Here is a 22,390-nt window from a genome sequence, read left to right as displayed (position 1 = left end):
GTCACGTGCGCGGTTCGTCACGTGTCACTTCGTCTCGAGCAGCTCGCCGGATCGCGCGGCCGACGGCCCGGCGGAGCCGGGCGCGCCTCCCCCGGTGATCGCGAGGAACACGTCGTCGAGGCTGGGCCGGCGGATGCCGATGCGCGCGCCGGGCACGGCGCCGAGCTCGCTGCGGTCGAGCTCGTCGATGGCGCTGCGCAGGGCGTGCACGCTGCCGTCGGTCGGGATCTCCCGCAGGAGCTCCCCGTCGGCGTCGCGAAGCTCGACGACCTCGCCGCCGACACGTGCCTTGAGCTCGGCCGCGGTGCCTTCGGCCGCGATCGTGCCGCGATCGAGCACCGCGATGCGGTCGGCGAGCCGGTCGGCCTCCTCGAGGTACTGGGTGGTGAGGAACACCGTCGTACCGGCGTCGGCGAGCGAGCGGATGATGGCCCAGAGCTCCTGCCTGCTGCGGGTGTCGAGGCCGGTCGTCGGCTCGTCGAGGAAGAGCACCGGCACGTCGACCACGAGGCTCAGCGAGAGATCGAGCCGACGACGCATGCCGCCGGAGAAGGTGCTGATGCGCCGTTTCGCGGCGCCCTCGAGTTCGAAGCGGGCGAGCAGCTCGGCCGCCTTCGCGCGGGCCTGCCGCCGGCCGAGCCCGGACAGCCGCCCGAGCATCACCAGGTTCTCGACCGCGGTGAGCTCGCCGTCGACCGCGGCCGACTGGCCGGTCAGCGCGATGCGCCGCTGCACCTCAGCGGGCGCGGTGCGGACATCGGCGCCGACGACGCTCGCCTCACCTGCATCGGGCCGGACGAGCGTCGTGAGGATGCCGATGGTGGTCGTCTTGCCCGCGCCGTTCGGGCCGAGCAGGGCGAAGATGCTGCCCGCCGGGACGGCGAGGTCGAGCCCGGCGAGCACCTCGGTGCTGCCGAAGCGCTTGCGGAGTCCGCGGGCTTGGATGGCGAGTTCCACGGGTGGGTCCCTTCGTCGAGCGTCTGCGTATCACGCAAACTGTTTATGTCGCCTACAGTTGTTTAAGTAATACACAGTTCTAGACTGTGGTCAAGCCGAATCGAGGAGTGCCGAGTGAATCAGCCCGCGCCGCCCACCGACCCCGAGCTGCCCCGCGGGGTGGCGCTGGCCTGGGGCATCGCCGCGCACCCCCAGCGCGGGCCGAAACGGGAGCTGTCGATCGAGCGCATCGTCGAGACGGCCATCGAGATCGCCGACGCCGAGGGGCTCGCCGCGGTCTCGATGAGCAAGGTCGCCACGGCGCTCGGCTTCACCACGATGTCGCTGTACCGCTACGTCACGAGCAAGGACGACCTCGTGCTCCTGATGCAGGAGGGCGCGAGCCTGCCCGTGCAGCCGAGCGAATCAATCGAGCGGGACTGGCGCGCCGGCGTCACGGCGTGGGCGCTCGGCATCCGTTCGACGTACCGGGAGCACCCCTGGCTCGTCGACATCCCCGTGTCGGGGGCGCCGATCACGCCGAACAGCCTGCAGATCGTCGACTGGTTCCTGCACGAGGTGCGGGAGCTCCCCCTGAGCGACGGCGAGAAGATGTCGGCGCTCCTGCTGCTCACCGCCTACGTCCGCGCCACGAGCGCGCAGGAGCGCGACCTCAGCGCGGCGGCGGCCGGCGGGGCGGATGCCTCGGGCTCCGCCGCGTTCGCCGCGCTCGCCGAGCTCGTGACCCCCGAGCGCTTCCCCGCGCTCAGTCCGCTGTTCGCGGCCGGCGGCTACGTGCCACCGCCCGAGGAATCCGAGGAGGACGCGGACACGGACTTCACCTTCGGCCTCGAGCGGATCCTCGACGGGCTCCAGTACCACCTCGATCGCACCGCCGAGGCGGCCACGGCGTCGGGCTCGGCCGGAGCGGGGGCTGGCGTCGACGCGACCGCCACGGGGCCGCAGAGCGAGCCGGACCCGATGCTCGTGCTCCCCCGCGAACCGAAGGTGCGCGAAGCGGCGAAGGCGCGCAAGGAGGCCGAGCAGAAGGTGCGCGAGGCCGAGAAGGCGCTGCGCGAGGCCCGCAAACGCGAGCGCGAGGCCGTCAAACAGGCGCGCGAGAAGGAGCAGCACGCCCGCGAGAAGGAGCAGCACGCCCGCGAGAAGGCGGCGCGCCAGAGCTGACCGCCGGGGGCTCAGCGCAGCGCGGTCGTCGCCCGGTCGCGGGCGGTGAGATCGCGGTGGTGCGAGATGCCCCGCCAGCCGTCGCCGGCGAGGAGCGCCGCGATCGGCGCCGCCTGCAGCTCGCCGTGCTCGATCACGAGCAGGCCGCCCGGGCGGAGCAGCCGGAGCGCGCGCTGCGACAGCACGCGCACCACGTCGAGCCCGTCCGCCCCGCCGTAGAGCGCCATCGCCGGATCGTGCAGCCACACCTCCGGATCCCGCGGCACCGCCTCGTCCGGCACGTACGGCGGATTCGAGATCACGAGGTCGACCGCGCCGTCGAGCTCCGGCAGCGCGTCGGCCAGGTCGCCGTGCACGAGCGTCAGGTTGGGGCCCGCGAGCTCGTCGACGTTGCGGCGCGTCCAGTCGATCGCGTCGTCGGACTTCTCGACGGCGTACACCCGCGCGTGCGGCACCTCGGTGGCGAGGGCGATCGCGATCGCCCCGCTGCCGCTGCCGAGATCGACCGCGACGGGCTCTGGCGCCGCCACGGCGCGCAGCGCCTCGACGGCGAGCTCCGTGACCTGCTCGGTCTCGGGGCGAGGCACGAAGACGCCCGGCCCGACGTGCAGTTCGAGTGACCGGAACGCGGCGCGCCCGGTGAGGTGCTGCAGCGGCTCGCGCCGCACCCGGCGGGCCACGAGCCCGTCGAGCGTCGCGAGCTGCGCATCGGGGACCTCGGCGCCCACGACGAGTTTCGCCTGCACTCCCCCGCGGCTGAGCCCCAGGACGTGGCCGAGCAGCAGCTCGGCGTCGACCTCCGGATCGGGCACCCCCGCGGCCGCGAGTCGAGCCACCGTCTCCTCTCGCAATTGACGCAGGGGACGGGCGGGCGGGTCGAACGAATCCACGCAATGGAATGTAACGCACACCCGGCTGTGAGACTCCCGCCGTAGTCTGGCAGCGCCCGACCCAGTTGCGCTCCGCAGCGCCCGACCCGTTGCTCTCCGAGAGGGGCTCCAGATGGCCAAGATCTACGACGACATCACCCGGACGTTCGGCGGCACCCCGCTCGTGCGCCTGAACCGCCTCACCGAGGGCGCGGGCGCCACCGTGCTCGCGAAGCTCGAGTTCTACAACCCCTCGGCCAGCGTGAAGGACCGTCTGGGCGTCGGCATCGTCGACGCCGCCGAGGCGTCCGGCCAGCTGCAGCCCGGCGGAACCATCGTCGAGGGCACGAGCGGCAACACCGGCATCGCGCTCGCCCTGATCGGCGCGGCCCGCGGCTACCGGGTCATCCTCGCGATGCCCGAGACCATGTCGGCCGAGCGCAAGGCGCTGCTGAAGGCCTACGGCGCCGAGCTCGTGCTCACGCCGGGCTCCGAGGGCATGCGCGGCGCCGTCGCGAAGGCCGAGGAGATCGCCGCCTCGACGCCGGGCGCGATCCTCGCGCGCCAGTTCGAGAACGAGGCGAACGTCGAGATCCACCGCAAGACGACGGCCGAGGAGGTCTGGGCCGACACCGACGGCGGCGTCGACATCTTCGTCTCCGGCATCGGCACGGGCGGCACGCTCACGGGCACCGGCCAGGTGCTGAAGGAGCGCAAGCCCGAGGTGAAGATCGTGGGCGTCGAGCCCGCCGAGTCGCCGATCCTGAACGGCGGGGAGCCCGGCCCGCACAAGATCCAGGGCATCGGGGCGAACTTCGTGCCCGCAGTGCTCGACCGCGAGATCTACGACGAGATCATCGACGTCAACATCGACCAGGCCGTCGCCACCGCGCGCCGGCTCGGCCAGGAGGAGGGCATCCTCGGCGGCATCTCCTCGGGCGCGACGGTCTACGCCGCGCTGGAGCTCGCGAAGCGCCCCGAGAACGCCGGCAAGACCATCGTCGTCATCGTGGCCAGCTACGGCGAGCGCTACCTGTCGACGGTGCTGTACGAAGGTCTGCTTGACTGATCGGGTGACGATCTTCTCGCGCCTGAAGGAAGACCTCGCGACCGCCCGTGCGCACGATCCCGCCGCACGGGGCGGTCTCGAGGTCTTCCTCGTGTATTCGGGGCTGCACGCCATCTGGACGTACCGGCTGACGCACCGGATGTGGCGCCGCCGCTGGCGCTTCCTCGCCCGGCTCGTCTCGCAGCTCGCGCGCTTCCTCACGGGGATCGAGATCCACCCCGGGGCGACCATCGGCCGGCGCTTCTTCATCGACCACGGCATGGGCGTCGTGATCGGCGAGACCACCGTCATCGGCGACGACGTGATGCTGTACCACGGCGTGACGCTCGGCGGGAAGGCGCCCCGCAACACTCCGCCGGGCACCAAGCGGCACCCGACCCTCGAGGACGGCGTGACCGTGGGCGCGGGCGCCAAGGTGCTCGGCGACATCACGATCGGCGCCTGGAGCGCCGTGGGCGCGAATGCGGTCGTCACGAAGGACGCCCCGCCGCACTCGCTGGTCGTGGGCGTCCCCGCGACCGTGCGCCCGCTCTCGAACGCCGCAGCCGATGCCGCGCGCGGCGTGCACGACTGGCACTGGCAGATCTGACGCGACGCCCGCGCCGGGAACCGCGCCGGTTCACCGCCGTCGGGAGCGTCCGCTCGTGGGGAGCCCAGCGTCGAGGAGCAGGCGCGCGAGCGGGACGCCCCGCCACGCGTCCCGCCATCCCCAGCGCACGCAGCGCCACCCGGTGATCGCTCGGATCGCATCTTCTCTCCGTTTCTCTTCGATGACGGTCGCCGCCGCGAGCGGGCCCCCGCCGCCGTACTTGCCCAGACCGTCGGCTTCGCCCCAGACCCCCAGGGCGGGCCACGCGAAGTCGAGCCGCGCTGTCCGGCCGTCAGTGAGACGGACCTCGAACTGCGAGCGCGGCGGCGGGAAGCCGTACTCCTCGAAGCGAAGCCTGCTCACCGACTCCAGGGGGCTCTCGGCGAAGGGATCGGCGCGAGCGAGGGCGGCGGCGACCCGGCGGCTCCCGCGGAACGGGCGCCGACGGTCGAGCAGCGCGACGAGTTCGTCGAGCGTACAGCTGCGACGGCGGTCGTCCTCGGCGCGGCGGCCGATCGCCGCATCCACCATCGCGAGCGCGGTCACGAGCGGTGATCGACGGCCGACCTCGAGCACCGCCTCGGCGAGCGAGGTGAGCCGGAGGCCGCCAATCGTCTCGACGACGGTGTCGGCCCGGCGCCCGAGCTCGATGACGCCGTTGCGGATGCGCCCGGAGGCACCTCCCGCGAGAAAGGTCACCTGCGCGGGGATGGCACCGACCGCCGGCATGCCGTGCAACAGCGCGGCGGTGTAGCCCGCGAAGACCGGGTCGTCGCGCTGCGCGGCGGCGGCGAACGCGGTCAGGACGTGACGGCCGGCTCCGCGCAGCGGCGGGTCGGCGCCGACCGGTGTGTAGACGCCGCGCCGAACCCGCTGCACCTCGCCGGCGCGCACCGCCCGGTTGAGCTGGGCCTGCTGGCCCGTCTGGAGCACCGCGGACGCGAGGATGAGCCGATGGCGATCGATCGGCAGGGGCGGTGCGTCATCAGGATGGCTGGTCACCGCCCCAGCATCGAGCGGCGCGGGCTGCTGGCCTGGCGCTCGGAGCGCTTCCGTGGAGGACGCCGCGGCGCGGTGCGATGTGGAGGAGAGGCCCGCACACGCCCAGCCGAGGCATCCGCGCCACTTCGCCCGCCACGCGCCACCCAACGTGGCGCAACGAGCACGAAGTGGCGCGCGCGCTGCGTCAGCGCCGCGTCAGCAGCGCTCCATGCAGCCGCAGACCGGGCAGCGTCCTCCTGCAGGCGCCGGAGCACCGGGACCGCGCCCGAGCGGCTCAGTCGTCGCCGGAGGCGGCGAGCTGCGACTCCTCGTCGGCGCGGATCGCCGACTCGATGATGGGGTCGAGCGCGCCGTTCATCACCTGGTCGAGGTTGTACGCCTTGTAGCCGGTGCGGTGATCGGCGATGCGGTTCTCGGGGAAGTTGTACGTGCGGATGCGCTCGGAACGGTCCATCGAGCGGATCTGCGAGCGGCGGGCGTCGGAGGCCGCCGCGGCGAGCTCCTCCTGCTGGCGGGCGAGGAGCCGCGCGCGCAGCACCCGCATGGCCGCCTCGCGGTTCTGCAGCTGCGACTTCTCGTTCTGCATCGACACGACGATGCCGGTCGGCAGGTGCGTGATCCGCACGGCGGAGTCGGTCGTGTTGACCGACTGGCCGCCGGGCCCGCTCGAACGGTAGACGTCGATCTTGAGGTCGTTCTGGTTGAGGTCGACCTCTTCGGGCTCGTCGACCTCGGGGAAGACGAGCACACCCGTCGTCGAGGTGTGGATGCGCCCCTGCGTCTCGGTCACGGGGACGCGCTGCACGCGGTGCACGCCGCCCTCGTACTTGAGGTGCGCCCACACGCCCTGCGAGGGGTCGCTCGCGTTCGACTTGATCGCGAGCTGCACGTCCTTGTAGCCGCCGAGGTCGGACTCGTTGCGCTCGAGCAGTTCGGTCTTCCAGCCCTTGGACTGCGCGTACTGGATGTACATGCGCAGCAGGTCGGCGGCGAACAGGGCGCTCTCGGCGCCGCCCTCGCCGCCCTTGATCTCCATGATCACGTCGCGCCCGTCGTCGGGGTCGCGCGGGATGAGGAGCCGCCGCAGCTTCTCCTGCGCCTCGGCGAGGGAGGCCTCGAGCGCGGGCACCTCCTCGGCGAACGCCTCGTCCTCCTTCGCCAGCTCGCGGGCGGCCTCGAGATCGTCGCCGGCCTGCACCCAGGCGCCGTGCGCGGCGACGATCTTCGAGAGCTCCGCGTACCGCCGGTTCGCCTTCTTCGCGCGAGCGGGGTCGGCGTGCAGCGCCGGGTCGGCGAGCTCCTGCTGGAGCTCGCCGTACTCGGCGATCAGCGGTCGGACGGTTTCGAACATCGGCGGATCAGCGGTGGTCGGACTCGTTCGAGTGCCCGCCGACCGGTGCCGACTTCTGCATGAGGAGCAGGAACTCGGTGTTCGACTGGGTCTCCTTGAGCCGCCCGAGAACGGCCTCCAGCGCCTGCTGCGGCTCGAGGCCGGCGAGGGCGCGACGGAGCTTCCAGGTGATCTTCACCTCGTCGGGGCTGAGCAGCATCTCCTCGCGGCGGGTGGACGACGCGTTCACGTCGACCGCCGGGAAGATGCGCTTGTCGGCCAGCTGGCGGCTGAGGCGCAGCTCGCTGTTGCCGGTGCCCTTGAACTCCTCGAAGATGACCTCGTCCATCTTCGACCCGGTCTCGACGAGCGCGGTGGCGAGGATGGTGAGCGAGCCGCCGTTCTCGATGTTGCGCGCGGCGCCGAAGAAGCGCTTCGGCGGGTACAGCGCCGAGGCGTCGACGCCGCCGGAGAGCACGCGGCCCGAGGTCGGCGCGGCGAGGTTGTACGCACGGCCGAGACGGGTGATCGAGTCGAGCAGCACGACGACGTCGTGGCCGAGCTCCACCAGGCGCTTGGCGCGCTCGATGGCGAGTTCGGCGACCGTGGTGTGGTCCTCGGCGGGACGGTCGAACGTCGAGGCGATGACCTCGCCCTTCACCGTGCGCTCCATGTCGGTGACCTCTTCGGGGCGCTCGTCGACGAGCACGACCATGAGGTGGACCTCGGGGTTGTTCTGCGAGATCGCGTTCGCGATCTGCTGCAGGACGATCGTCTTGCCGGCCTTCGGCGGCGCGACGATGAGCCCGCGCTGGCCCTTGCCGATCGGGGCGACGAGGTCGATGATGCGCTGGGTGAGCTTCGTCGGCTCGGTCTCGAGGCGCAGGCGGTCCTGCGGGTACAGCGGCGTCAGCTTCTGGAAGTCGACGCGGGCCGCCGCCTCCTCCGCGGTCTGCCCGTTGATCGAGTCGACCTTCACGAGCGCGTTGTACTTCTGGCGGCTGCTGCCCTCGCCCTCGCGCGGCTGCTTGATGGCGCCGACGACGGCGTCGCCCTTGCGCAGGTGGTACTTCTTCACCTGTCCGAGCGAGACGTAGACATCGCTCGGGCCGGGCAGGTAGCCGGTGGTGCGCACGAAGGCGTAGTTGTCGAGCACGTCGAGGATGCCGGCGACGGGGATGAGCACGTCGTCGTCGAGGATCTCGGGCTCGACCTCGTCGCCCTGACCCCCCTGGCCGCGGCGCTTGCGGTCGCGGTAGCGGCTGCGGCGGCCGCCCTCGCCGTCCTGCTGCTGGTTCTGCTGGCCGCCCTGCTGGTTCTGCTGGCCCTGCTTGTCGCGGCCCTGGCCCTGCTTCTCGCCGGCCTTGTCGCCGTCGGCCGCCTTGTCGCCGTCGTGCTTGTCGTTCTTGCGCTCGGCGTTGCGGGCGTCGCCGTTCCGACCGCCCTGCGACTTCTCGCCGTCGGCCTGGGACTCCCGGCCGTTCTGCTGCTTGTCGTCGGCGTTGCGCTCGCCGCCGCGGCGGCCGCGGCGACGACCCTGCCGGGGCTCGGGCGCCTCGCCCGACTCGCCCTCGGCGGTGGCCGGACGCTGGCCGGCCTCGCCGGTGGCTGCCGCGAGCTCCTCGCGCACGGCGGCACGGGCGGCCTCGCGGGCGGCCTCGTCGTCGCCGGGGACGAGCGGCACGCCTGCGCCGCCGCCGTTCACGTGCTGCACGGCAGCGGTGCCGCTGCTCGTCACGCGACGCGACTGACGGCCGCGACGGGCGGGCGCCTCGCTCTGCGCCGGCGCCTCGGCGACGGGCGCCTCGGCCGGAGCGGGCGCCTCGGCCGGAGCGGATGCCTCGGCGGCCGGGGCCTCCGTCGCCGGCACCTCGCTCGCGACGGCGGGTGCCGCCTCGGCCGGAGCAGCCGTGTCGGCCTCGGCGCTCGGGACGTCGAGCTCGACGTTGCCGGCTGCCTGCTGGGCCTCGATGAGCTCGATCAGCTCGCCCTTGCGGCGCTTCGAGGCGCCGGCGATGCCGAGGGAGCCGGCGAGCTCGACGAGCTCGGCCACCTTGAGGCTCTTGAGTTCTGCGGTGCTGGCCGCGTTCTGGACGCGGTCGGTTCCGTTGGTCACTGGGGTATGTTCCTTTCCCCCGGCCGCGAGATTCGCGGGCTCGGAAGGGCTGGTCGCTCGACAGCGGGCGATCGATGCGCGCGGAGGCGCAGATCTGCGCAAGAGCGAGAGCAATGAATTGCCGGGAATCGCACCATGCGGCGACGGACGCGAACCGCGTGTCGGTCGTCGGGTGCGGGGTCGAGTCTAGCACCCGACCCCGCCCGGCGACGAACCGCGACGCGCCAATCCGTACGGACGTGTCCGCCGGCGCGCCGGGTCAGCCCGCCTGGACCGTCGCGCCCTTGAAGTCGACCGCGAGCGGCAGCGCCTGCCAGGCCGTCTCCGAGCGCTCGGCGACGAGCGCGGCGGCCTCCGCGCGCTCGGCCGGGTCGCTCGCGAGGACGAGGATCGAGGGCCCGGCGCCCGAGACGACGGCCGGATGCCCCGCGGCGCGGAGCGCCCGGATCAGGGCGTCGGTCTCGGGCATCGCCTGCGCCCGGTAGTTCTGGTGCAGCTTGTCCTCGGTCGCCGCCAGCAGCAGCTCGGGGCTCTGGATCAGCGCGGCGACGAGCAGCGCCGAACGCGAGACGTTGAACACCGCGTCCTCGTGCGGCACCTGCTCGGGCTGCAGCGAACGGGCGAGCGCCGTCGACATCTCGTGCTCGGGCACGAGCACGAGGGGCGAGACGCCGCGGTGCACGATGAGCTTCTTGTGCCGCGGCCCCTCGGGCGTGGTCCACGCGATCGTGAGCCCGCCGAAGAGCGCGGGGGCGACATTGTCGGGGTGACCCTCGAGCTCGGTCGCGAGCTCGAGCAGGCGGTCGGCGTCGAAGTCGACGATGCCCTCGAGCAGGCCCTTCGCGATCATCACGCCGGCGACGATCGCGGCCCCCGAGGAACCGAGCCCCCGGCCGTGCGGGATCGTGTTGCGCGCCACGAGCCGGATCGGCGGCAGGGCGTAGCCCACGCGGGCGAAGCTGTGCGCCGCGGCGCGCACGACGAGGTGCGAGTCGTCGAGCGGCACCTCGCCGGCACCGACGCCGTGCACCTCGATCTCGAGCCCCGCCTCGATCACGGTGACCTCGAGCTCGTCGTACTGCGCGAGCGCGAGCCCGAGCGTGTCGAAGCCGGGGCCGAGGTTCGCGGAGGTGGCGGGCACCTTCACGAGGATCGAGCGCCCCGCGATGCCGGGGGCCTGTGCGAGCTCCTGCGCCGGCGTCGCGCCGGCCATCCCGCCGCTCACGCGCCGAGCCCCAGCAGGGAGGCGACCTGCGCCGTGTCGACGGGGACGACGACCGGCTGCTCCTCCGTGCCGTCGGCCCGGCGGACCGCCCACTGCGGGTCCTTCAGCCCGTGGCCGGTGACCGTGAGCACGACGCGCGCGCCGGCGGGGATCTGCCCCGCCTCGGCGCGCTCGAGCAGGCCGGCGACCGAGATCGCCGAGGCGGGCTCGACGAAGATACCGACCTCGGCCGAGAGGATGCGCTGCGCCTCGAGGATGCGCTCGTCGGCGATCGCGCCGAAGTAGCCGTCGGTCTCGTCGCGCGCGGAGAGCGCGAGCTCCCACGAGGCGGGGTTGCCGATGCGGATGGCGCTCGCGATCGTCTCGGGGTCGCGCACGGGCTCGCCGCGGACGATCGGGGCGGAGCCGGCCGCCTGGAAGCCGAACATGCGAGGCATCCGCGTCGCGTTGCCCGCCTGGATGTCCTCGCGGTAGCCGCGCGTGTAGGCCGTGTAGTTGCCGGCGTTGCCGACCGGCACGAAGTGGAAGTCGGGCGCGTCGCCGAGCACCTCGACGACCTCGAAGGCCGCCGTCTTCTGCCCCTCGATGCGGTCGTTGTTCACCGAGTTGACGAGGTGCACCGGGTGCACGTCGGCGAGCTCGCGGGCGATGTCGAGGCAGTCGTCGAAGGTGCCCTGCAGCTGGATGATCCGCGCGCCGTGCGCGACGGCCTGGCTGAGCTTGCCCATCGCGACCTTGCCCTCGGGCACGAGCACCGCGGCCGTGATGCCGGCGTGCGCCGCGTAGGCGGCCGCCGAGGCCGAGGTGTTGCCCGTCGAGGCGCAGATGACGACCTCGGCGCCGCGCTCGACCGCCTTCGTGACGGCCATGGTCATGCCGCGGTCCTTGAACGAGCCGGTCGGGTTCATGCCCTCGAACTTCACCCAGACGTCGGCGCCGGTGCGACGGCCGAGCGCCGGGGCCGGCAGGAGCGGCGTGCCGCCCTCGCCGAGCGTGACGATCGGGGTGGCGTCGGTGACGTCGAGCCTCGAGGCGTACTCGCGGATGACGCCGCGCCACTGGCGCGAACCCGGCTTGGGGGTGGGCTGGTTCACTGGGCTCCTTCGACTCGGAGGACGGACGCGACCGACACGACGACCGGGCTCGCCGCGAGCGCGGCGACGGTCTGGGCGAGGGCGCCCTCACTGGCCTCGTGCGTGCCGATGACCAGCGTAGCCCGGCCGGAGACCTCGTCCACGGTCTGCTCGAGCTGCTCGACCGAGACGCCGTGGTCGGCGAAGACGTGCGCGATGGTGGCGAGCACGCCCGGCTCGTCGGCGACCTCGAGCGTGATGGCGTACCGGGTCGTGATGCGGTCGATCGGCAGCACCGGCAGCGCGGCGTGCGTCGACTCCGCGGTGCCCGGGCCGCCGATGACGTGCCGGCGGGCGATCGCGACGAGGTCGCCGAGCACGGCCGAGGCCGTCTGCACGCCGCCGGCGCCGGCGCCGTAGAACATCAGCGGGCCGGCGGCGGCGGCCTCGACGAAGACCGCGTTGTTCGCGCCGTGCACGGCGGCGAGCGGGTGGCTGCGCGGCACGAGCGCCGGGTAGACGCGGGCCGAGACGCCCTCCTCGCCGCTCGCGGCATCCGCGATCCGCTCGCAGATCGCGAGCAGCTTGACGACGTAGCCGGCCTTCCTGGCGGACTCGACCTGCTCCGCGCTCACCTGCGTGATGCCCTCACGGTGCACGTCCTCGATCGGGACGTTCGTGTGGAACGCGAGGCTCGCGAGGATCGCGGCCTTCTGCGCGGCGTCGTAGCCGCCGATGTCGGCGGTCGGGTCGGCCTCGGCGTAGCCGAGCTCGGTCGCGGTCGCGAGCGCGTCCTCGAGGGAGGCGCCCGTGGTGTCCATGCGGTCGAGGATGAAGTTCGTGGTGCCGTTCACGATGCCGAGGATGCGCTCGACCCGGTCGCCGGCGAGCGAGTCGCGCAGCGGGCGGATGATCGGGATCGCCCCGCCGACGGCCGCCTCGTAGGAGAGCTGCGCGCCGACCTGCTCGGCCGCGGCGAAGAGCTCGGGGCCGTGCGCGGCGATGAGCGCCTTGTTGCCCGTCACGACGTCGGCGCCGGAGCCGATCGCCTGCAGCACGAGCGTGCGCGCCGGCTCGATGCCGCCCATCAGCTCGATGACGACGTCGGCGCCGAGGATGAGCGTCTCCGCGTCGGTCGTGAGGAGCTCGCGCGGCAGCTCGACGTCGCGCCGGGCGTCGACGTCGCGGACCGCGACGCCGACGAGCTCGAGCCGCGCGCCGATGCGCTGGGCCAGCTCGTCGCCGTGCTCGAGGAGGAGCCTCGCGACCTGCGATCCGACCGACCCGGCGCCCAGGAGTGCGACGCGGATGGAGCGGTACTCGATCATTCTGAGGTCCCTTCGGCTGGGGTGGAGACGGCGTCCGAGGTTCCGGATGCCTCGTGCCCGACATCGCGGGCGAGGAGATCGGCGATGGTCTCGCCGCGGACGATGACCCGCGCGGCCCCTCGGTCGACGGCGACGACGGCCGGGCGGGGCACGTGGTTGTAGTTGCTCGACAGCGACCAGCAGTAGGCACCAGTCGTGGCGACGGCGACGAGGTCGCCCGGCCCGACGTCGTGCGGCAGGTACTCGCGGTCGACCACGATGTCGCCGGCCTCGCAGTGCTTGCCCGCGATGCGGACGAGCGCGGCGGGCTCCGCCGAGCTGCGGGAGGCCAGCCGGGCCGAGTAGTCGGCCCCGTACAGGGCGAAGCGCGCGTTGTCGCTCATGCCGCCGTCGACGGAGACGTAGTGCCGCCAGCCCTCCTCGGTCGGCACCGGCTTCACCGTGCCGACGCGGTAGAGCGTGACGCCCGCGGGACCCACGATCGTGCGGCCGGGCTCGAAGGCGAGCTTCGGGACGGGGATGCCGAGGGCGCGGCAGCCGTCGGCCACCGCGTCGGCGATGCCGTCGGCGATGCGCTCGATGGGCGCCGGATCGTCGGCGGCGGTGTAGGCGATGCCGAAGCCGCCGCCGAGGTTCAGCTCGGGCACGGGGCCCGTGGCGAGCAGCGCGGCGTGCTCGGCCAGCAGGCGCGCCGCCGACTCGGCGAAGCCGGCCGCGTCGAAGATCTGCGAGCCGATGTGGCAGTGCAGCCCGAGGAACTCGAGCGAGGGGTGCGAGCGGATGCGCTCGCCGAGCTCGACGGCGCGGCCGAGCGTCACGCCGAACTTCTGGTCCTCGTGCGCGGTGGCGAGGAACTCGTGGGTCGAGGCGTGCACACCGCTGTTCACCCGGAGCCGCACGCGCTGCACGCGGCCGGCGGCCGCCGCCGCCCGGGCGACCCGCTCGATCTCGATCTCGCTGTCGATGATGAGGGCGCCGACGCCGGCCTCGACCGCGGCGGCGATCTCCGCCTCCGACTTGTTGTTGCCATGGAAGCCCAGGCGCGCGGGCTCGGCCCCCGCCGCGAGCGCGACGGCGAGCTCCCCGCCCGAGCAGACGTCGACGGCGAGACCCGACTCGGTCACCCAGCGGACGATCGCGGTGGAGAGGAACGCCTTGCCCGCGTAGTAGACGGTCGCCTCGGTGTCGATGCGGCGCGCGGCGGTCTCGAACGCGGTGCGGGTGCGGGCGGCTCTGGCGCGCACCTCCCCCTCGTCGAGCACGTAGAGCGGGGTGCCGAACCGGGCCGCGAGGGTCTCCGCATCGACGCCGCCGACGACGAGCCGGCCGGCCTCGTCACGGGTCGCGCTCGCGGGCCAGACGCCCTCGACGAGCGCATTGGGGTCGGCGGGCACCTCGAGGGTGCCGCGGTCTGCTGCGTGTCCTGCCACGTACGAACCTCACGGGATGCGGGAGCTGGGGGTGCTGCGCGGCGAGCGAACCCGGATTGGTCCCTGAAGCCAGTCGGCGTCATCCGCCTCGGCGGATCATCGCGAGTCTATCGACGGAGCGGGAGCCGCTGAAATTCATGACGACGCCCCGAAACCTTGGGGTCAGTCGCAGTTGCCGGTCGTCGACAGGCTCGCGCCGTCGAGCGTGAAGCGCTCCGCCCCGAGCCACGCCGTCGCCGTGCCGGGCTCGACCTGCACGCGCTCGGCCCGGAGCCCCTCGGGCAGGTACTGCGCGACGCAGACGGCGATCGGCTCCTCGCCGAGCAGCCGCTCGACGAGCCCGGAGACGTCGACGCTGCCGCCGAGGGCGCCCACGGAGACGTCGACCGGGGTGAGCAGCACCTCGTCGCCGGCCGCCTCCGGGCGTGCGCTGGCGGTGTAGTCGACGGTCAGGCCGAGCAATTCGGCCTGCCCCGCGTAGCCGACCGTGCCGTCGCCGAGCTCGACCGTGCCCACCGCCGCGGCGGTGCCGGCTTCGGCGATGAGGGTGTTCAGCGCGTCCTGCTCGATCGTGACGCGGGCGGAGAGCCGGCCGACCGGTTCGGCGAGGTCGACGGGCACGCCGTGCAGCGTGACGTCGACGGCCACGGGCGCGCCGCGCACCTCGAGCTCGGGTGCTGAGAGCTCGACCTCGTCCATGCGTCCGGAGAGGTACTGGGCGATGACGGAGAAGCCGCCGATGCGGACGTCGACGTCGCCCTGCACGTCCTCGGGGAGCTTCTCCTGGATCTTGGCGGCCACCTGCTGCTGCGCGATGCCGCGGGCGATGCCGTCGGCGACGACCGCGGCCACGCCGAGCACGACGACCACCACGAGCACGATGACGAGGGCGCGCAGCCCGCGCCGCTTCGGCTTCGGTTCCCGGGCTCCGGGAGCCGGGTCGATCGGCACGGTCGCGGCCTCGCTCATCGTGCCCCCGTCACATCCGCTCGGGCGCCGAGACGCCGAGGAGGTCGAGGCCGTTGCGGAGCACCTGGCCGGCGGCGTCGTTCAGCCAGAGCCGGGTGCGGTGCAGCGGGCCGACGGGCTCCTCGCCGAGCGGCAGCACGCGGCAGTTGTCGTACCAGCGGTGGTAGAGCCCGGCGAGCTCCTCGAGATAGCGGGCGACGCGGTGCGGCTCGCGCAGCTCCGCGGCCTGCGCCACGACGCGCGGGAACTCCTGCAGGGCGCCGAGCAGCGCCGACTCCGTCTCGTGCTCGAGCAGCTCCGGGGCGAACTCCGAGCGGTCGACGCCGGAGGCCGCCGCGTTCCGGGCGACGGCCGCGGTGCGGGCGTGCGCGTACTGCACGTAGAAGACGGGGTTGTCGTTGGTGCGCCGCTTCAGCACCTCCGGGTCGATCGCGATGGGCGAGTCGGCCGGGTAGCGCGCGAGCGTGTACCGGAGCGCGTCGGTGCCGAGCCACGCCTGCAGGTCGTCGAGCTCGATGATGTTGCCCGCGCGCTTGGACAGCCGCGCGCCGTTGACCGAGACGAGCTGACCGATGAGGATCTCGATGTCGCGCTCGGGATCCTCGCCCGCGGCGCCCGCGACGGCCTTCAGCCGGTGCACGTAGCCGTGGTGGTCGGCGCCGAGCAGGTACATCTTGTGCTCGAAGCCGCGGTCGCCCTTGTCGAGATAGTAGGCCGCATCGGCGGCGAAGTAGGTGGGCACCCCGTTCGACCGGCAGAACACGCGGTCCTTGTCGTCGCCGAAGTCGGTCGTCTTCACCCAGATCGCGTCCTCGGCCTCGTAGACGTGGCCCTGGGCGCGCAGCCGCTCGAGCGCCGCGTCGATCGCGGAGACGCCGTGCTCGTCCTTCTGGTGCAGCCGGCGCTCGCTCGTCCACACGTCGAAGTGCACGTTGAAGCGGTCGAGCGAGGCCCGGATCTCGGCCAGCTGGTGCTCGTAGGCGATCTCGCGCGCGGTGTGCAGCGCGGTCGCGTCGTCGAGCTCGCCGAGCTTGGGCTCGCGCTCGAGCACGATCTTCGCGAGGTCGGCGATGTACTGGCCGGGGTAGCCGCCCTCCGGCGTCGGCTCGCCCTTCGCCGCCGCGAGCACCGAGGCGCCGAAGGTGTCCATCTGGTTGCCGGCGTCGTTGATGTAGTACTCGTTCGCGACCTCGGCGCCCGCGGCGCGCAGCACCCGGCTGATCGAGTCGCCGAGCGCCGCCCAGCGGGTGTGGCCGATGTGCAGCGGGCCGGTGGGGTTCGCCGAGACGAACTCCATGTTGATCACCCGGCCCGCCTGGGTGGTGCCGTGCCCGTAGTCGGCGCCCGCGTCGACGATCGTCTTCGCGAGCGCGCCGGCCGCCGCCGCGTCGAGGCGGATGTTGATGAAGCCGGGGCCGGCGACCTCGGCGCTCGCGACGCCGTCGAGCTCGGCGAGGCCGGTGGCGAGCTCCGCGGCGATCTCGCGCGGGTTCGCGCCGAGCGGCTTCGCGATGCGCAGCGCCACGCTCGAGGCCCAGTCGCCGTGCTCGCGCAGCTTCGGCCGCTCGAGCACGATCTGCTCGGGGGTGATGCTCAGCTCGAGCTCCGCGCCCGCCGCGCGACGTCGCTCCACGAGGGCGGCGACGAGGTCGGACAGGGCATGCGAAAGATCGGCTGGAGTCACGCACGAATCCTATCGTTCGCGATTGATAGGGTTCCTCCCATGTCGCGCATGCACCGCTCCCCCGCCGTCCGGTCCGCCAAGGCCGCGGCGGCATTCCTCGTCGCCGTCGCAGCGACCGCCGCCTTCGCGGGCTGCGCGGCCGAGTCGCCGGCCCCGAGCTCGACGCCGAGCGCATCGCCGTCGCCCTCCAGCTCCGCGCCCGCGCCGAGCGAGACGCCGAGCGCCACTCCGGAGCCGACCTCGACGCCGTTCAGCGCCGACTGCGACACCCTGATCACCCCCGACCAGATCTACGAGTTCAACGCGAACTTCGGCCTCGAGGAGGGCTTCGAGCCGAGCTCCACCGACGTCGCGGCCACCGTCGCGGCCGGCGGCACCGCCTGCGGCTGGCTCAACCAGACGAGCGGCGAGGTCATCCAGCTCGGCGTCGCGACCCCGGCCGGCCCGGCGCTCGACGCCGCCCGCAACCAGGCGGCATCCGGTTCGAGCGCGGTGCCCACGTACGGCACGCCGCCGGCGGTCGAGGGCTACTTCCGCCAGTCCGGCAATTCGGGCGAGGCACAGATCTTCACCGAGAGCGGCTACTGGATCGTCATCGACTCGAACGCCCTCTTCGAGCCGGGCGACGCCCAGCAGCTCGTCGAGGCGGTGCTGTCGAACCTGCCGGCGTGACGTCGGGCCACGGCCAGGCGGAACGGGAAGGAGCGAGGATGGCTGCGCGATCTGCCAAGGGCACGCCATCGTGGCTCGGCGCGGTCAACGACCGGGTCGGACTCTCGGCGCTGCTCGACCACGGCCCGCTCACCCGCAACCGGATCTGCGAGATCGTCGGCGTCTCGAAGCCCACGGCGTCGCTGATGATGACCCGGCTGCTCGCCGCAGGGGTCATCGAGGAGCGCGGCACGGTCGCGGGCTCCCCCGGCCGGAACGCCGCGCTGTACGCGGCGCGCATCGACCGCCCGCTCGGCGTGGCGGTCGACGTCGACGCCGCCGAGCTCCGGGCGACCGTCGTCGACGCGGTCGGCACGGAGCATCCGGTCGCCCGGTTCCCGCTGCCCGCCGCGGCCGCCGACCGCGACGCGGTCGCGGAGATCCGCCGCGCCATCGCCGACGCGAGCGCGGCGGCCGGCACCGACCCCGACGCGGTGCACACCGTCGTGATCGGCACCGCCGGCTACGTCGACCCCGGCGAGGAGGGCGAGCTGTTCACCGAGACGCTGCCCGGCTGGCCGGTGCTGCGCGTGCGGCAGACGCTCGAGGCGGCCCTCGGCCGCACGGTGTTCATCGAGAACGACGTGAACCTCGCCGCCGTCGCGGAGCGCGACTCGGGCGCCGGGGTCGACGGCGAGGTGTTCGCGCTCGTCTGGCTCGGCAACGGCGTCGGCGCCTCCTTCGACGTGGCGGGCGACCTGCACCGCGGCAGCTTCGGCGGCGCCGGCGAGATCGGCTTCCTGCCGCTCTCCGCGGAGGCGCGCGCGATGGACCCCGACGCCCAGACGGTGCAGGACCTCGTCGGCGGCCGCGCGGTCGAGCGCTTCGTCCGGGCCGAGGGGCTGCCCGCCGTCGACCACCCGACGGCCCTCGCCGCGCTCGCCGCCGCCGGACCCGAGGTGCGCGCCCGCTTCACCGCCGAGTTCGGCGAGCGCGTGGCGCACGCCGTCCTGCCGCTCCTCGCCACCCTCGACCCGCGACAGCTCGTGCTGGCCGGCCCGGTCGCGGCGATCGGCGGCGACGAGCTCGCGGCCGTCGTGCAGGCGGCGATCCGCCGGATCAGCCGCTGGTACCCGGAGGTCGTGGCGACGGAGGTGCGCGACGTGCCGGTGCTCCGCGGCGGCCGCACGTACCTGCGCGCGAAGGTGCGCGAGGACCTGCTCGACACCGTCGCGAGCCTCGTCGTGCACTGAGCCGCGCGTTCGGCGCGCCCCTCGCGGGGTGCTACTGTTGACAGCTGTGCGCCTCCGTAGCTCAGGGGATAGAGCGCCGGTTTCCGGTACCGTAGGTCGGGGGTTCGAATCCCTCCGGGGGCACGAGTTCGAATGACGCGGGACACGAGTCCCGCGTCATTCGCGTTTCCGCCCCAACCGATTCGCCGACTCACTCGTCTCTTCACGTGACGGCGGATCGTCCGCCGTCGGGAGGAACGAACGTGGCGAGCGCATGGGACCGGGTCGCGGAGCGGCTCGTCGCCGAGCGCGGCGACGCCCTCGTGCGCTACGCCTACCTGCTCTGCGGCGATCGGGACGAGGCCGCCGACCTCGTGCAGGACGCCCTCGTCCGCACCTTCGGGAAGCCCCGCCGCTCGCTCGAGCTGCCGCGCGCCGAGGCGTACGTGCGCCGGGCCATCCTCAACCTCGTCATCGACCGCTCGAGGCGGCGGGACACCTGGCGCCGGGTCAGGCACCTCGCCGTCGAGCCCGAGCGGACGGCCGGCGCCGCCGAGGCGGTGGACGAGCGGATCGATCTCGCCGAGCGGCTGCGCGCGCTCTCGCCGCGGCAGTCGGCGTGCCTGGTGCTGCGGTACTACGAGGACCTGCCGGTCGCCGAGATCGCCCGCGTCCTCGGCATCGCCCAGGGCTCCGTGAAGCGCTATCTGAGCGACGGGCTGCGGGCGCTCTCCTCCAGCATGATCGCGGCCGATCCGGCCGTCGGAACGGGAGGCGGAGATGGAACGCCCTGACCCTGAGGCGCTGCGTCGCGCCCTGCACGCGGATGCCGAGGGCGCCGACGGCGCCCGGCTCGACCTCGACGGCGTGCTCACGCGCAGCCGGCGCGAACGCCGACGACGCCGCACCGCCGTCGTGAGCGGGGCGGCGAGCGCGGTCGCGGTGCTCGCGATCGGCGGCGTCGTGCTCTCCGGCGGCCTCGGCATGAACGCGGGGTCGACCACGGCCGACGCTCCGGCGAGCAGTTCGACCGAGGCCGACGGCGACGCCGCCGGGGCGCCTGCGACGGGCGTCGCCCCGGCGGACGAGCCGCCGCAGGAGGAGCTCGCACTGCGGCCGATCGACCGGCTGAATCCGTGCGGGACGCCGCCCGCCGCGGCGAACACGCCCACCGCCGACGGTCTCGCGATCGCGATCACGGCGCTTCCCCCGCTCGACGCCGGGGGCAGCGCGCAGGCGACCGTGACGCTCACGAACACGGGCGACGCCCCGTACCGCGGCGAGCTGTTCGCCGGGCCGGCGCTCACCGTCGCCGACGAGGTGACGCGGTGGCACACGAGCGGACTCGAGGCGGTGCGGACGCCGCTCGCGCTCGAGCCCGGCGAGGGCATCGAGCTCACCGCCCCGGTGCGCGCCGTGCGCTGCGACGACGAGGCGGCCCTCACGGACCCCAGCGCCCTCCCCGCGCTCGCGCCCGGCTCCTACGCGCTGAGCGCCGCCGTCGCGCTCGCCGCCTCAGGGGCCGCGCTCGGCGTCCCCCTCGTCTCCGAGCCGGTGCAGCTGACGGTCCGCTGAGCGCCGCGCTCTCCGGTGGCGCCAGTTCGGGGGCGGGACATAGACTCTGGAGCGTCTGGTCCCGGGGCGGAGGGCTGCTGGTACATGTCGAAGCGACGTCTGGGTTCGATGCTGCTGGCGCTCGGCGCCGTCCTCGCTGCGGTGACCGCGCCCGCGGGCATCGCGCACGCGGAGGATCCGGTCTCGTTCGGCAGCTCCCCCGTCGTCGATCAGGCCGGTGTGCTGGGCGATCAGCTCGGCTCCGTCGAGCAGGCGCTCGTCGACGCCGGCGAGCGCAGCGGCCGCCAGCTCTACGTGGCCTACGTCGACGAGTTCACGAACCCGTCCTCCGCCGTCGAGTGGGCCGCGGACACCGCCGTCGGCGCCAACATGGGCGCCGAGGACTACCTCCTCGCCGTCGCGGTCGACGGCCGCGCCTACTACCTCTCGGCCGACCAGAGCGCCTCGCTCTCCGACGCCGAGCTCGACCGGATCAGCTCGGAGATCGTCGAACCCCGGCTCCGCGACGGCGACTGGGCCGGCGCCGCGACCGCGGCGGCCGACGCGATCGCCGGCGGCGACGGCGCGGCGGGCGGATGGTGGGGCTGGCTCCTCGCTCTCCTCGTCCTGGCGGGCATCGTGATCGTGATCGTGCTCGTCGTCCGCTCCCGCCGCCGGCGTGGCGGCGGGACCGCTGCGCCGGGCGCTCCCCCGCCGCCGTCGCTCGAGGAGCTGCGCCGCACGGCCGGCGGCGCCCTCGTGCAGATCGACGACGCGCTGAAGACCAGCGAGGAGGAGCTCGGCTTCGCCGTCGCCTCGTACGGCGAGGAGGCCACCGCGCCGTTCCGCGAGGCGCTCGCCGCCGCCAAGGGCAAGGTGCGCGAGGCGTTCGCGATCCAGCAGCAGCTCGACGACGAGATCCCCGACACCGACGAGCAGCGCCGCGAGTGGTACACGACGATCATCCGCGTGACCGGCGAAGCCGACGCGCTGCTCGACGCGCAAGCGGAGCGCTTCGACGCCCTGCGCGAGCTCGAACGCACCGCCCCGGAGGCGCTCGCCCGGGTGCGGCAGGCGGCGGACGCCGTCGAGACCAACGCATCGCCGGCGGCGGCCCGGCTCGCCTCCCTGCAGGCGCAGTACGCGGCCCCCGCCCTCGCCGCGATCGCCGACAACCCGGCGCAGGCGCGCGCCCGCCTCGACTTCGCGCGAGAGGCGATGGCCGAGGCCGAGGCGGCCCTCGCCCGCGGCGAGCAGGGCCCGGCCGCCGTCGAGATCCGCGCCGCAGAAGAGGCCGTCGACCAGGCGAAGCTGCTCGCGGCGGCCGTGGAGCGGCTCGCGGCCGAGCTCGCCGCCGCGGATGCGGCGATCGCCGCGGGCGCCGCCGACCTCGAGCAGGACGTGCAGACCGCCCGCGGCATGCCGGGCGACGGGCTCGCCGCGCTCGCGGAGCAGACCGCCGCCGAGGCCGCCGCGCTCCGCAGCGCCCTCGCGGCCACCCCGCGCGATCCGCTCGCCCTGCAGGCGCGGCTCGCCCAGGCGAACGCCGCCATCGATCAGGCGATCGCGGGCGCGCGCGATGCGGCAGAACGCGCCCAGCGCGCCGCGGCCCAGCTGCAGCGCACGCTCGCCGCCGCCTCGGCCAAGGCGCAGACCGCCGAGGACTACATCGTCGCCCGCCGCGGCGCCATCGGCCCGGAGGCCCGCACGAGGGTCGCCGAGGCGCGCCGGCTCGTCTCGGAGGCGGGCATCCAGGCGGCGAGCGACCCCGTCGCGGCGCTCGCCACCGCGCAGCAGGCCGAACGCCTGGCCGACGAGGCGATCTCGCTCGCGCGCACCGACGTCGGCGGCTTCGGCGGCGGCGGGTACGGCTCCGGGTACGGCGGCGGGGCCCCGGCCGGCCGCAGTTCCGGCGGCGACCTCTTCGGCGCGGTGCTCGGCGGCATCCTCATCGACAACCTGCTCGGCGGCGGAGGCGGCGGCGGCCGTCGCTCGAGCGGCGGCTGGGGCGGTGGCTCCAGCTCCTCGGGCGGCTTCGGCGGATTCGGCGGCGGCAGCTCCGGGCGCCGCTCCGCCGGCAGCTTCGGCGGCTCAGGCACGCGATCCCGCCGCGGGAGCGGAGGCCGATTCTGATCCGCCCAGCCCGCC

Annotated in this window: 19 protein-coding genes and 1 tRNA gene; 9 read left to right on the top strand and 11 right to left on the bottom strand. The window is 73.8% G+C overall.

Annotated features, from left to right (window positions below; translation table 11 throughout):
* Positions 1-24: 24 nt before the first annotated feature.
* Complete coding sequence (locus ACFWE1_RS10075; RefSeq protein WP_376933330.1) at positions 25-957, bottom strand: ATP-binding cassette domain-containing protein; 933 nt, start codon at positions 955-957, stop codon at positions 25-27.
* A 114-nt stretch (positions 958-1,071) separates the two neighbouring features.
* Here ACFWE1_RS10075 and ACFWE1_RS10070 point away from each other — a divergent pair, with 114 nt between their 5' ends.
* Positions 1,072-2,121 (top strand): TetR/AcrR family transcriptional regulator C-terminal domain-containing protein, encoded by a 1,050-nt coding sequence (locus ACFWE1_RS10070; RefSeq protein ID WP_376933329.1) that lies wholly within the window; start codon positions 1,072-1,074, stop codon positions 2,119-2,121.
* An 11-nt stretch (positions 2,122-2,132) separates the two neighbouring features.
* On the opposite strand, the gene prmC is transcribed toward ACFWE1_RS10070, so the two are convergent.
* Positions 2,133-3,011, bottom strand: a complete 879-nt coding sequence (gene prmC / locus ACFWE1_RS10065; RefSeq protein ID WP_376933328.1) for a peptide chain release factor N(5)-glutamine methyltransferase — start codon at positions 3,009-3,011, stop codon at positions 2,133-2,135.
* A 112-nt stretch (positions 3,012-3,123) separates the two neighbouring features.
* Between prmC and cysK the strand changes: the two genes are divergently transcribed.
* A complete protein-coding gene (cysK, locus tag ACFWE1_RS10060) occupies positions 3,124-4,059 on the top strand; it encodes a cysteine synthase A (RefSeq protein ID WP_376933327.1) in 936 nt (311 codons plus the stop codon).
* Between the two features lie 4 nt (positions 4,060-4,063).
* Positions 4,064-4,648 carry a serine O-acetyltransferase EpsC gene (epsC, locus tag ACFWE1_RS10055; protein ID WP_189086174.1) on the top strand — a complete coding sequence of 195 codons (585 nt, stop codon included), beginning with the start codon at positions 4,064-4,066 and terminating at the stop codon, positions 4,646-4,648.
* Positions 4,649-4,678: 30 nt separating this feature from the next.
* Here the strand turns inward: epsC and ACFWE1_RS10050 are convergent, their stop codons facing one another.
* The 9 genes from ACFWE1_RS10050 to ACFWE1_RS10010 all read right to left on the bottom strand — a co-directional run bounded on the left by ACFWE1_RS10050 (position 4,679) and on the right by ACFWE1_RS10010 (position 16,805).
* Positions 4,679-5,650, bottom strand: a complete 972-nt coding sequence (locus ACFWE1_RS10050; RefSeq protein WP_376933326.1) for a hypothetical protein — start codon at positions 5,648-5,650, stop codon at positions 4,679-4,681.
* 274 nt (positions 5,651-5,924) lie between these two features.
* A complete protein-coding gene (prfA, locus tag ACFWE1_RS10045; RefSeq protein WP_376933325.1) occupies positions 5,925-7,001 on the bottom strand; it encodes a peptide chain release factor 1 in 1,077 nt (358 codons plus the stop codon).
* A 7-nt stretch (positions 7,002-7,008) separates the two neighbouring features.
* Positions 7,009-9,096, bottom strand: a complete 2,088-nt coding sequence (gene rho, locus ACFWE1_RS10040; protein ID WP_376933324.1) for a transcription termination factor Rho — start codon at positions 9,094-9,096, stop codon at positions 7,009-7,011.
* A 259-nt stretch (positions 9,097-9,355) separates the two neighbouring features.
* On the bottom strand, positions 9,356-10,309 hold the full coding sequence (gene thrB, locus ACFWE1_RS10035) for a homoserine kinase (RefSeq protein WP_376933501.1): 954 nt from the start codon (positions 10,307-10,309) through the stop codon (positions 9,356-9,358).
* Between the two features lie 8 nt (positions 10,310-10,317).
* Positions 10,318-11,415, bottom strand: a complete 1,098-nt coding sequence (thrC, locus tag ACFWE1_RS10030; RefSeq protein ID WP_285463970.1) for a threonine synthase — start codon at positions 11,413-11,415, stop codon at positions 10,318-10,320.
* Entirely contained in the window at positions 11,412-12,722 is a 1,311-nt protein-coding gene (locus ACFWE1_RS10025) for a homoserine dehydrogenase (protein ID WP_243568777.1), read from the bottom strand. The genes thrC and ACFWE1_RS10025 overlap by 4 nt, the downstream gene beginning before the upstream one ends.
* Positions 12,719-14,152: a diaminopimelate decarboxylase gene (lysA, locus tag ACFWE1_RS10020; RefSeq protein ID WP_376933323.1), complete on the bottom strand. Its 1,434-nt coding sequence runs from the start codon at positions 14,150-14,152 to the stop codon at positions 12,719-12,721. Before lysA ends, ACFWE1_RS10025 begins: the two co-directional genes overlap by 4 nt.
* Positions 14,153-14,314: 162 nt before the next feature.
* Positions 14,315-15,121, bottom strand: coding sequence for a DUF2993 domain-containing protein (locus tag ACFWE1_RS10015; protein ID WP_376933322.1), 807 nt, complete (start codon positions 15,119-15,121; stop codon positions 14,315-14,317).
* A 10-nt stretch (positions 15,122-15,131) separates the two neighbouring features.
* Positions 15,132-16,805 carry an arginine--tRNA ligase gene (locus tag ACFWE1_RS10010; protein WP_376933321.1) on the bottom strand — a complete coding sequence of 558 codons (1,674 nt, stop codon included), beginning with the start codon at positions 16,803-16,805 and terminating at the stop codon, positions 15,132-15,134.
* Between the two features lie 39 nt (positions 16,806-16,844).
* Between ACFWE1_RS10010 and ACFWE1_RS10005 the strand changes: the two genes are divergently transcribed.
* The 6 genes from ACFWE1_RS10005 (at position 16,845) to ACFWE1_RS09980 (ending at position 22,375) form a co-directional block, all read left to right on the top strand.
* Positions 16,845-17,477, top strand: a complete 633-nt coding sequence (locus tag ACFWE1_RS10005; protein WP_376933320.1) for a DUF3558 family protein — start codon at positions 16,845-16,847, stop codon at positions 17,475-17,477.
* 38 nt (positions 17,478-17,515) lie between these two features.
* A complete protein-coding gene (locus ACFWE1_RS10000) occupies positions 17,516-18,709 on the top strand; it encodes an ROK family protein (RefSeq protein ID WP_376933319.1) in 1,194 nt (397 codons plus the stop codon).
* Between the two features lie 50 nt (positions 18,710-18,759).
* A tRNA-Arg gene (locus tag ACFWE1_RS09995) sits at positions 18,760-18,832 on the top strand.
* Between the two features lie 119 nt (positions 18,833-18,951).
* Positions 18,952-19,482, top strand: a complete 531-nt coding sequence (locus tag ACFWE1_RS09990; RefSeq protein WP_376933318.1) for a sigma-70 family RNA polymerase sigma factor — start codon at positions 18,952-18,954, stop codon at positions 19,480-19,482.
* Entirely contained in the window at positions 19,469-20,263 is a 795-nt protein-coding gene (locus tag ACFWE1_RS09985; RefSeq protein ID WP_376933317.1) for a hypothetical protein, read from the top strand. The genes ACFWE1_RS09990 and ACFWE1_RS09985 overlap by 14 nt, the downstream gene beginning before the upstream one ends.
* An 84-nt stretch (positions 20,264-20,347) precedes the next feature.
* Positions 20,348-22,375 carry a TPM domain-containing protein gene (locus ACFWE1_RS09980; protein ID WP_376933316.1) on the top strand — a complete coding sequence of 676 codons (2,028 nt, stop codon included), beginning with the start codon at positions 20,348-20,350 and terminating at the stop codon, positions 22,373-22,375.
* Positions 22,376-22,390 lie beyond the last annotated feature (15 nt).

The sequence above is a fragment of the Agromyces sp. NPDC060279 genome, from assembly GCF_042726785.1.
Taxonomy (GTDB): domain Bacteria; phylum Actinomycetota; class Actinomycetes; order Actinomycetales; family Microbacteriaceae; genus Agromyces.
The sequence above is the reverse complement of the archived record's forward strand: the minus strand, read 5'-3'. Positions and strand labels throughout refer to the sequence as shown.

Excerpts from the sequence above, each read along its gene's own strand:
- ACFWE1_RS10015 (WP_376933322.1), bottom strand. The coding sequence starts at position 15,121 with ATGAGCGAGGCCGCGACCGTGCCGATCGACCCGGCTCCCGGAGCCCGG.
- ACFWE1_RS10000 (WP_376933319.1), top strand. The coding sequence starts at position 17,516 with ATGGCTGCGCGATCTGCCAAGGGCACGCCATCGTGGCTCGGCGCGGTC.
- ACFWE1_RS09980 (WP_376933316.1), top strand. The coding sequence starts at position 20,348 with ATGTCGAAGCGACGTCTGGGTTCGATGCTGCTGGCGCTCGGCGCCGTC.
- cysK (WP_376933327.1), top strand. The coding sequence starts at position 3,124 with ATGGCCAAGATCTACGACGACATCACCCGGACGTTCGGCGGCACCCCG.
- ACFWE1_RS10005 (WP_376933320.1), top strand. The coding sequence starts at position 16,845 with ATGTCGCGCATGCACCGCTCCCCCGCCGTCCGGTCCGCCAAGGCCGCG.
- ACFWE1_RS10025 (WP_243568777.1), bottom strand. The coding sequence starts at position 12,722 with ATGATCGAGTACCGCTCCATCCGCGTCGCACTCCTGGGCGCCGGGTCG.
- thrB (WP_376933501.1), bottom strand. The coding sequence starts at position 10,309 with ATGGCCGGCGCGACGCCGGCGCAGGAGCTCGCACAGGCCCCCGGCATC.
- prfA (WP_376933325.1), bottom strand. The coding sequence starts at position 7,001 with ATGTTCGAAACCGTCCGACCGCTGATCGCCGAGTACGGCGAGCTCCAG.
- ACFWE1_RS09985 (WP_376933317.1), top strand. The coding sequence starts at position 19,469 with ATGGAACGCCCTGACCCTGAGGCGCTGCGTCGCGCCCTGCACGCGGAT.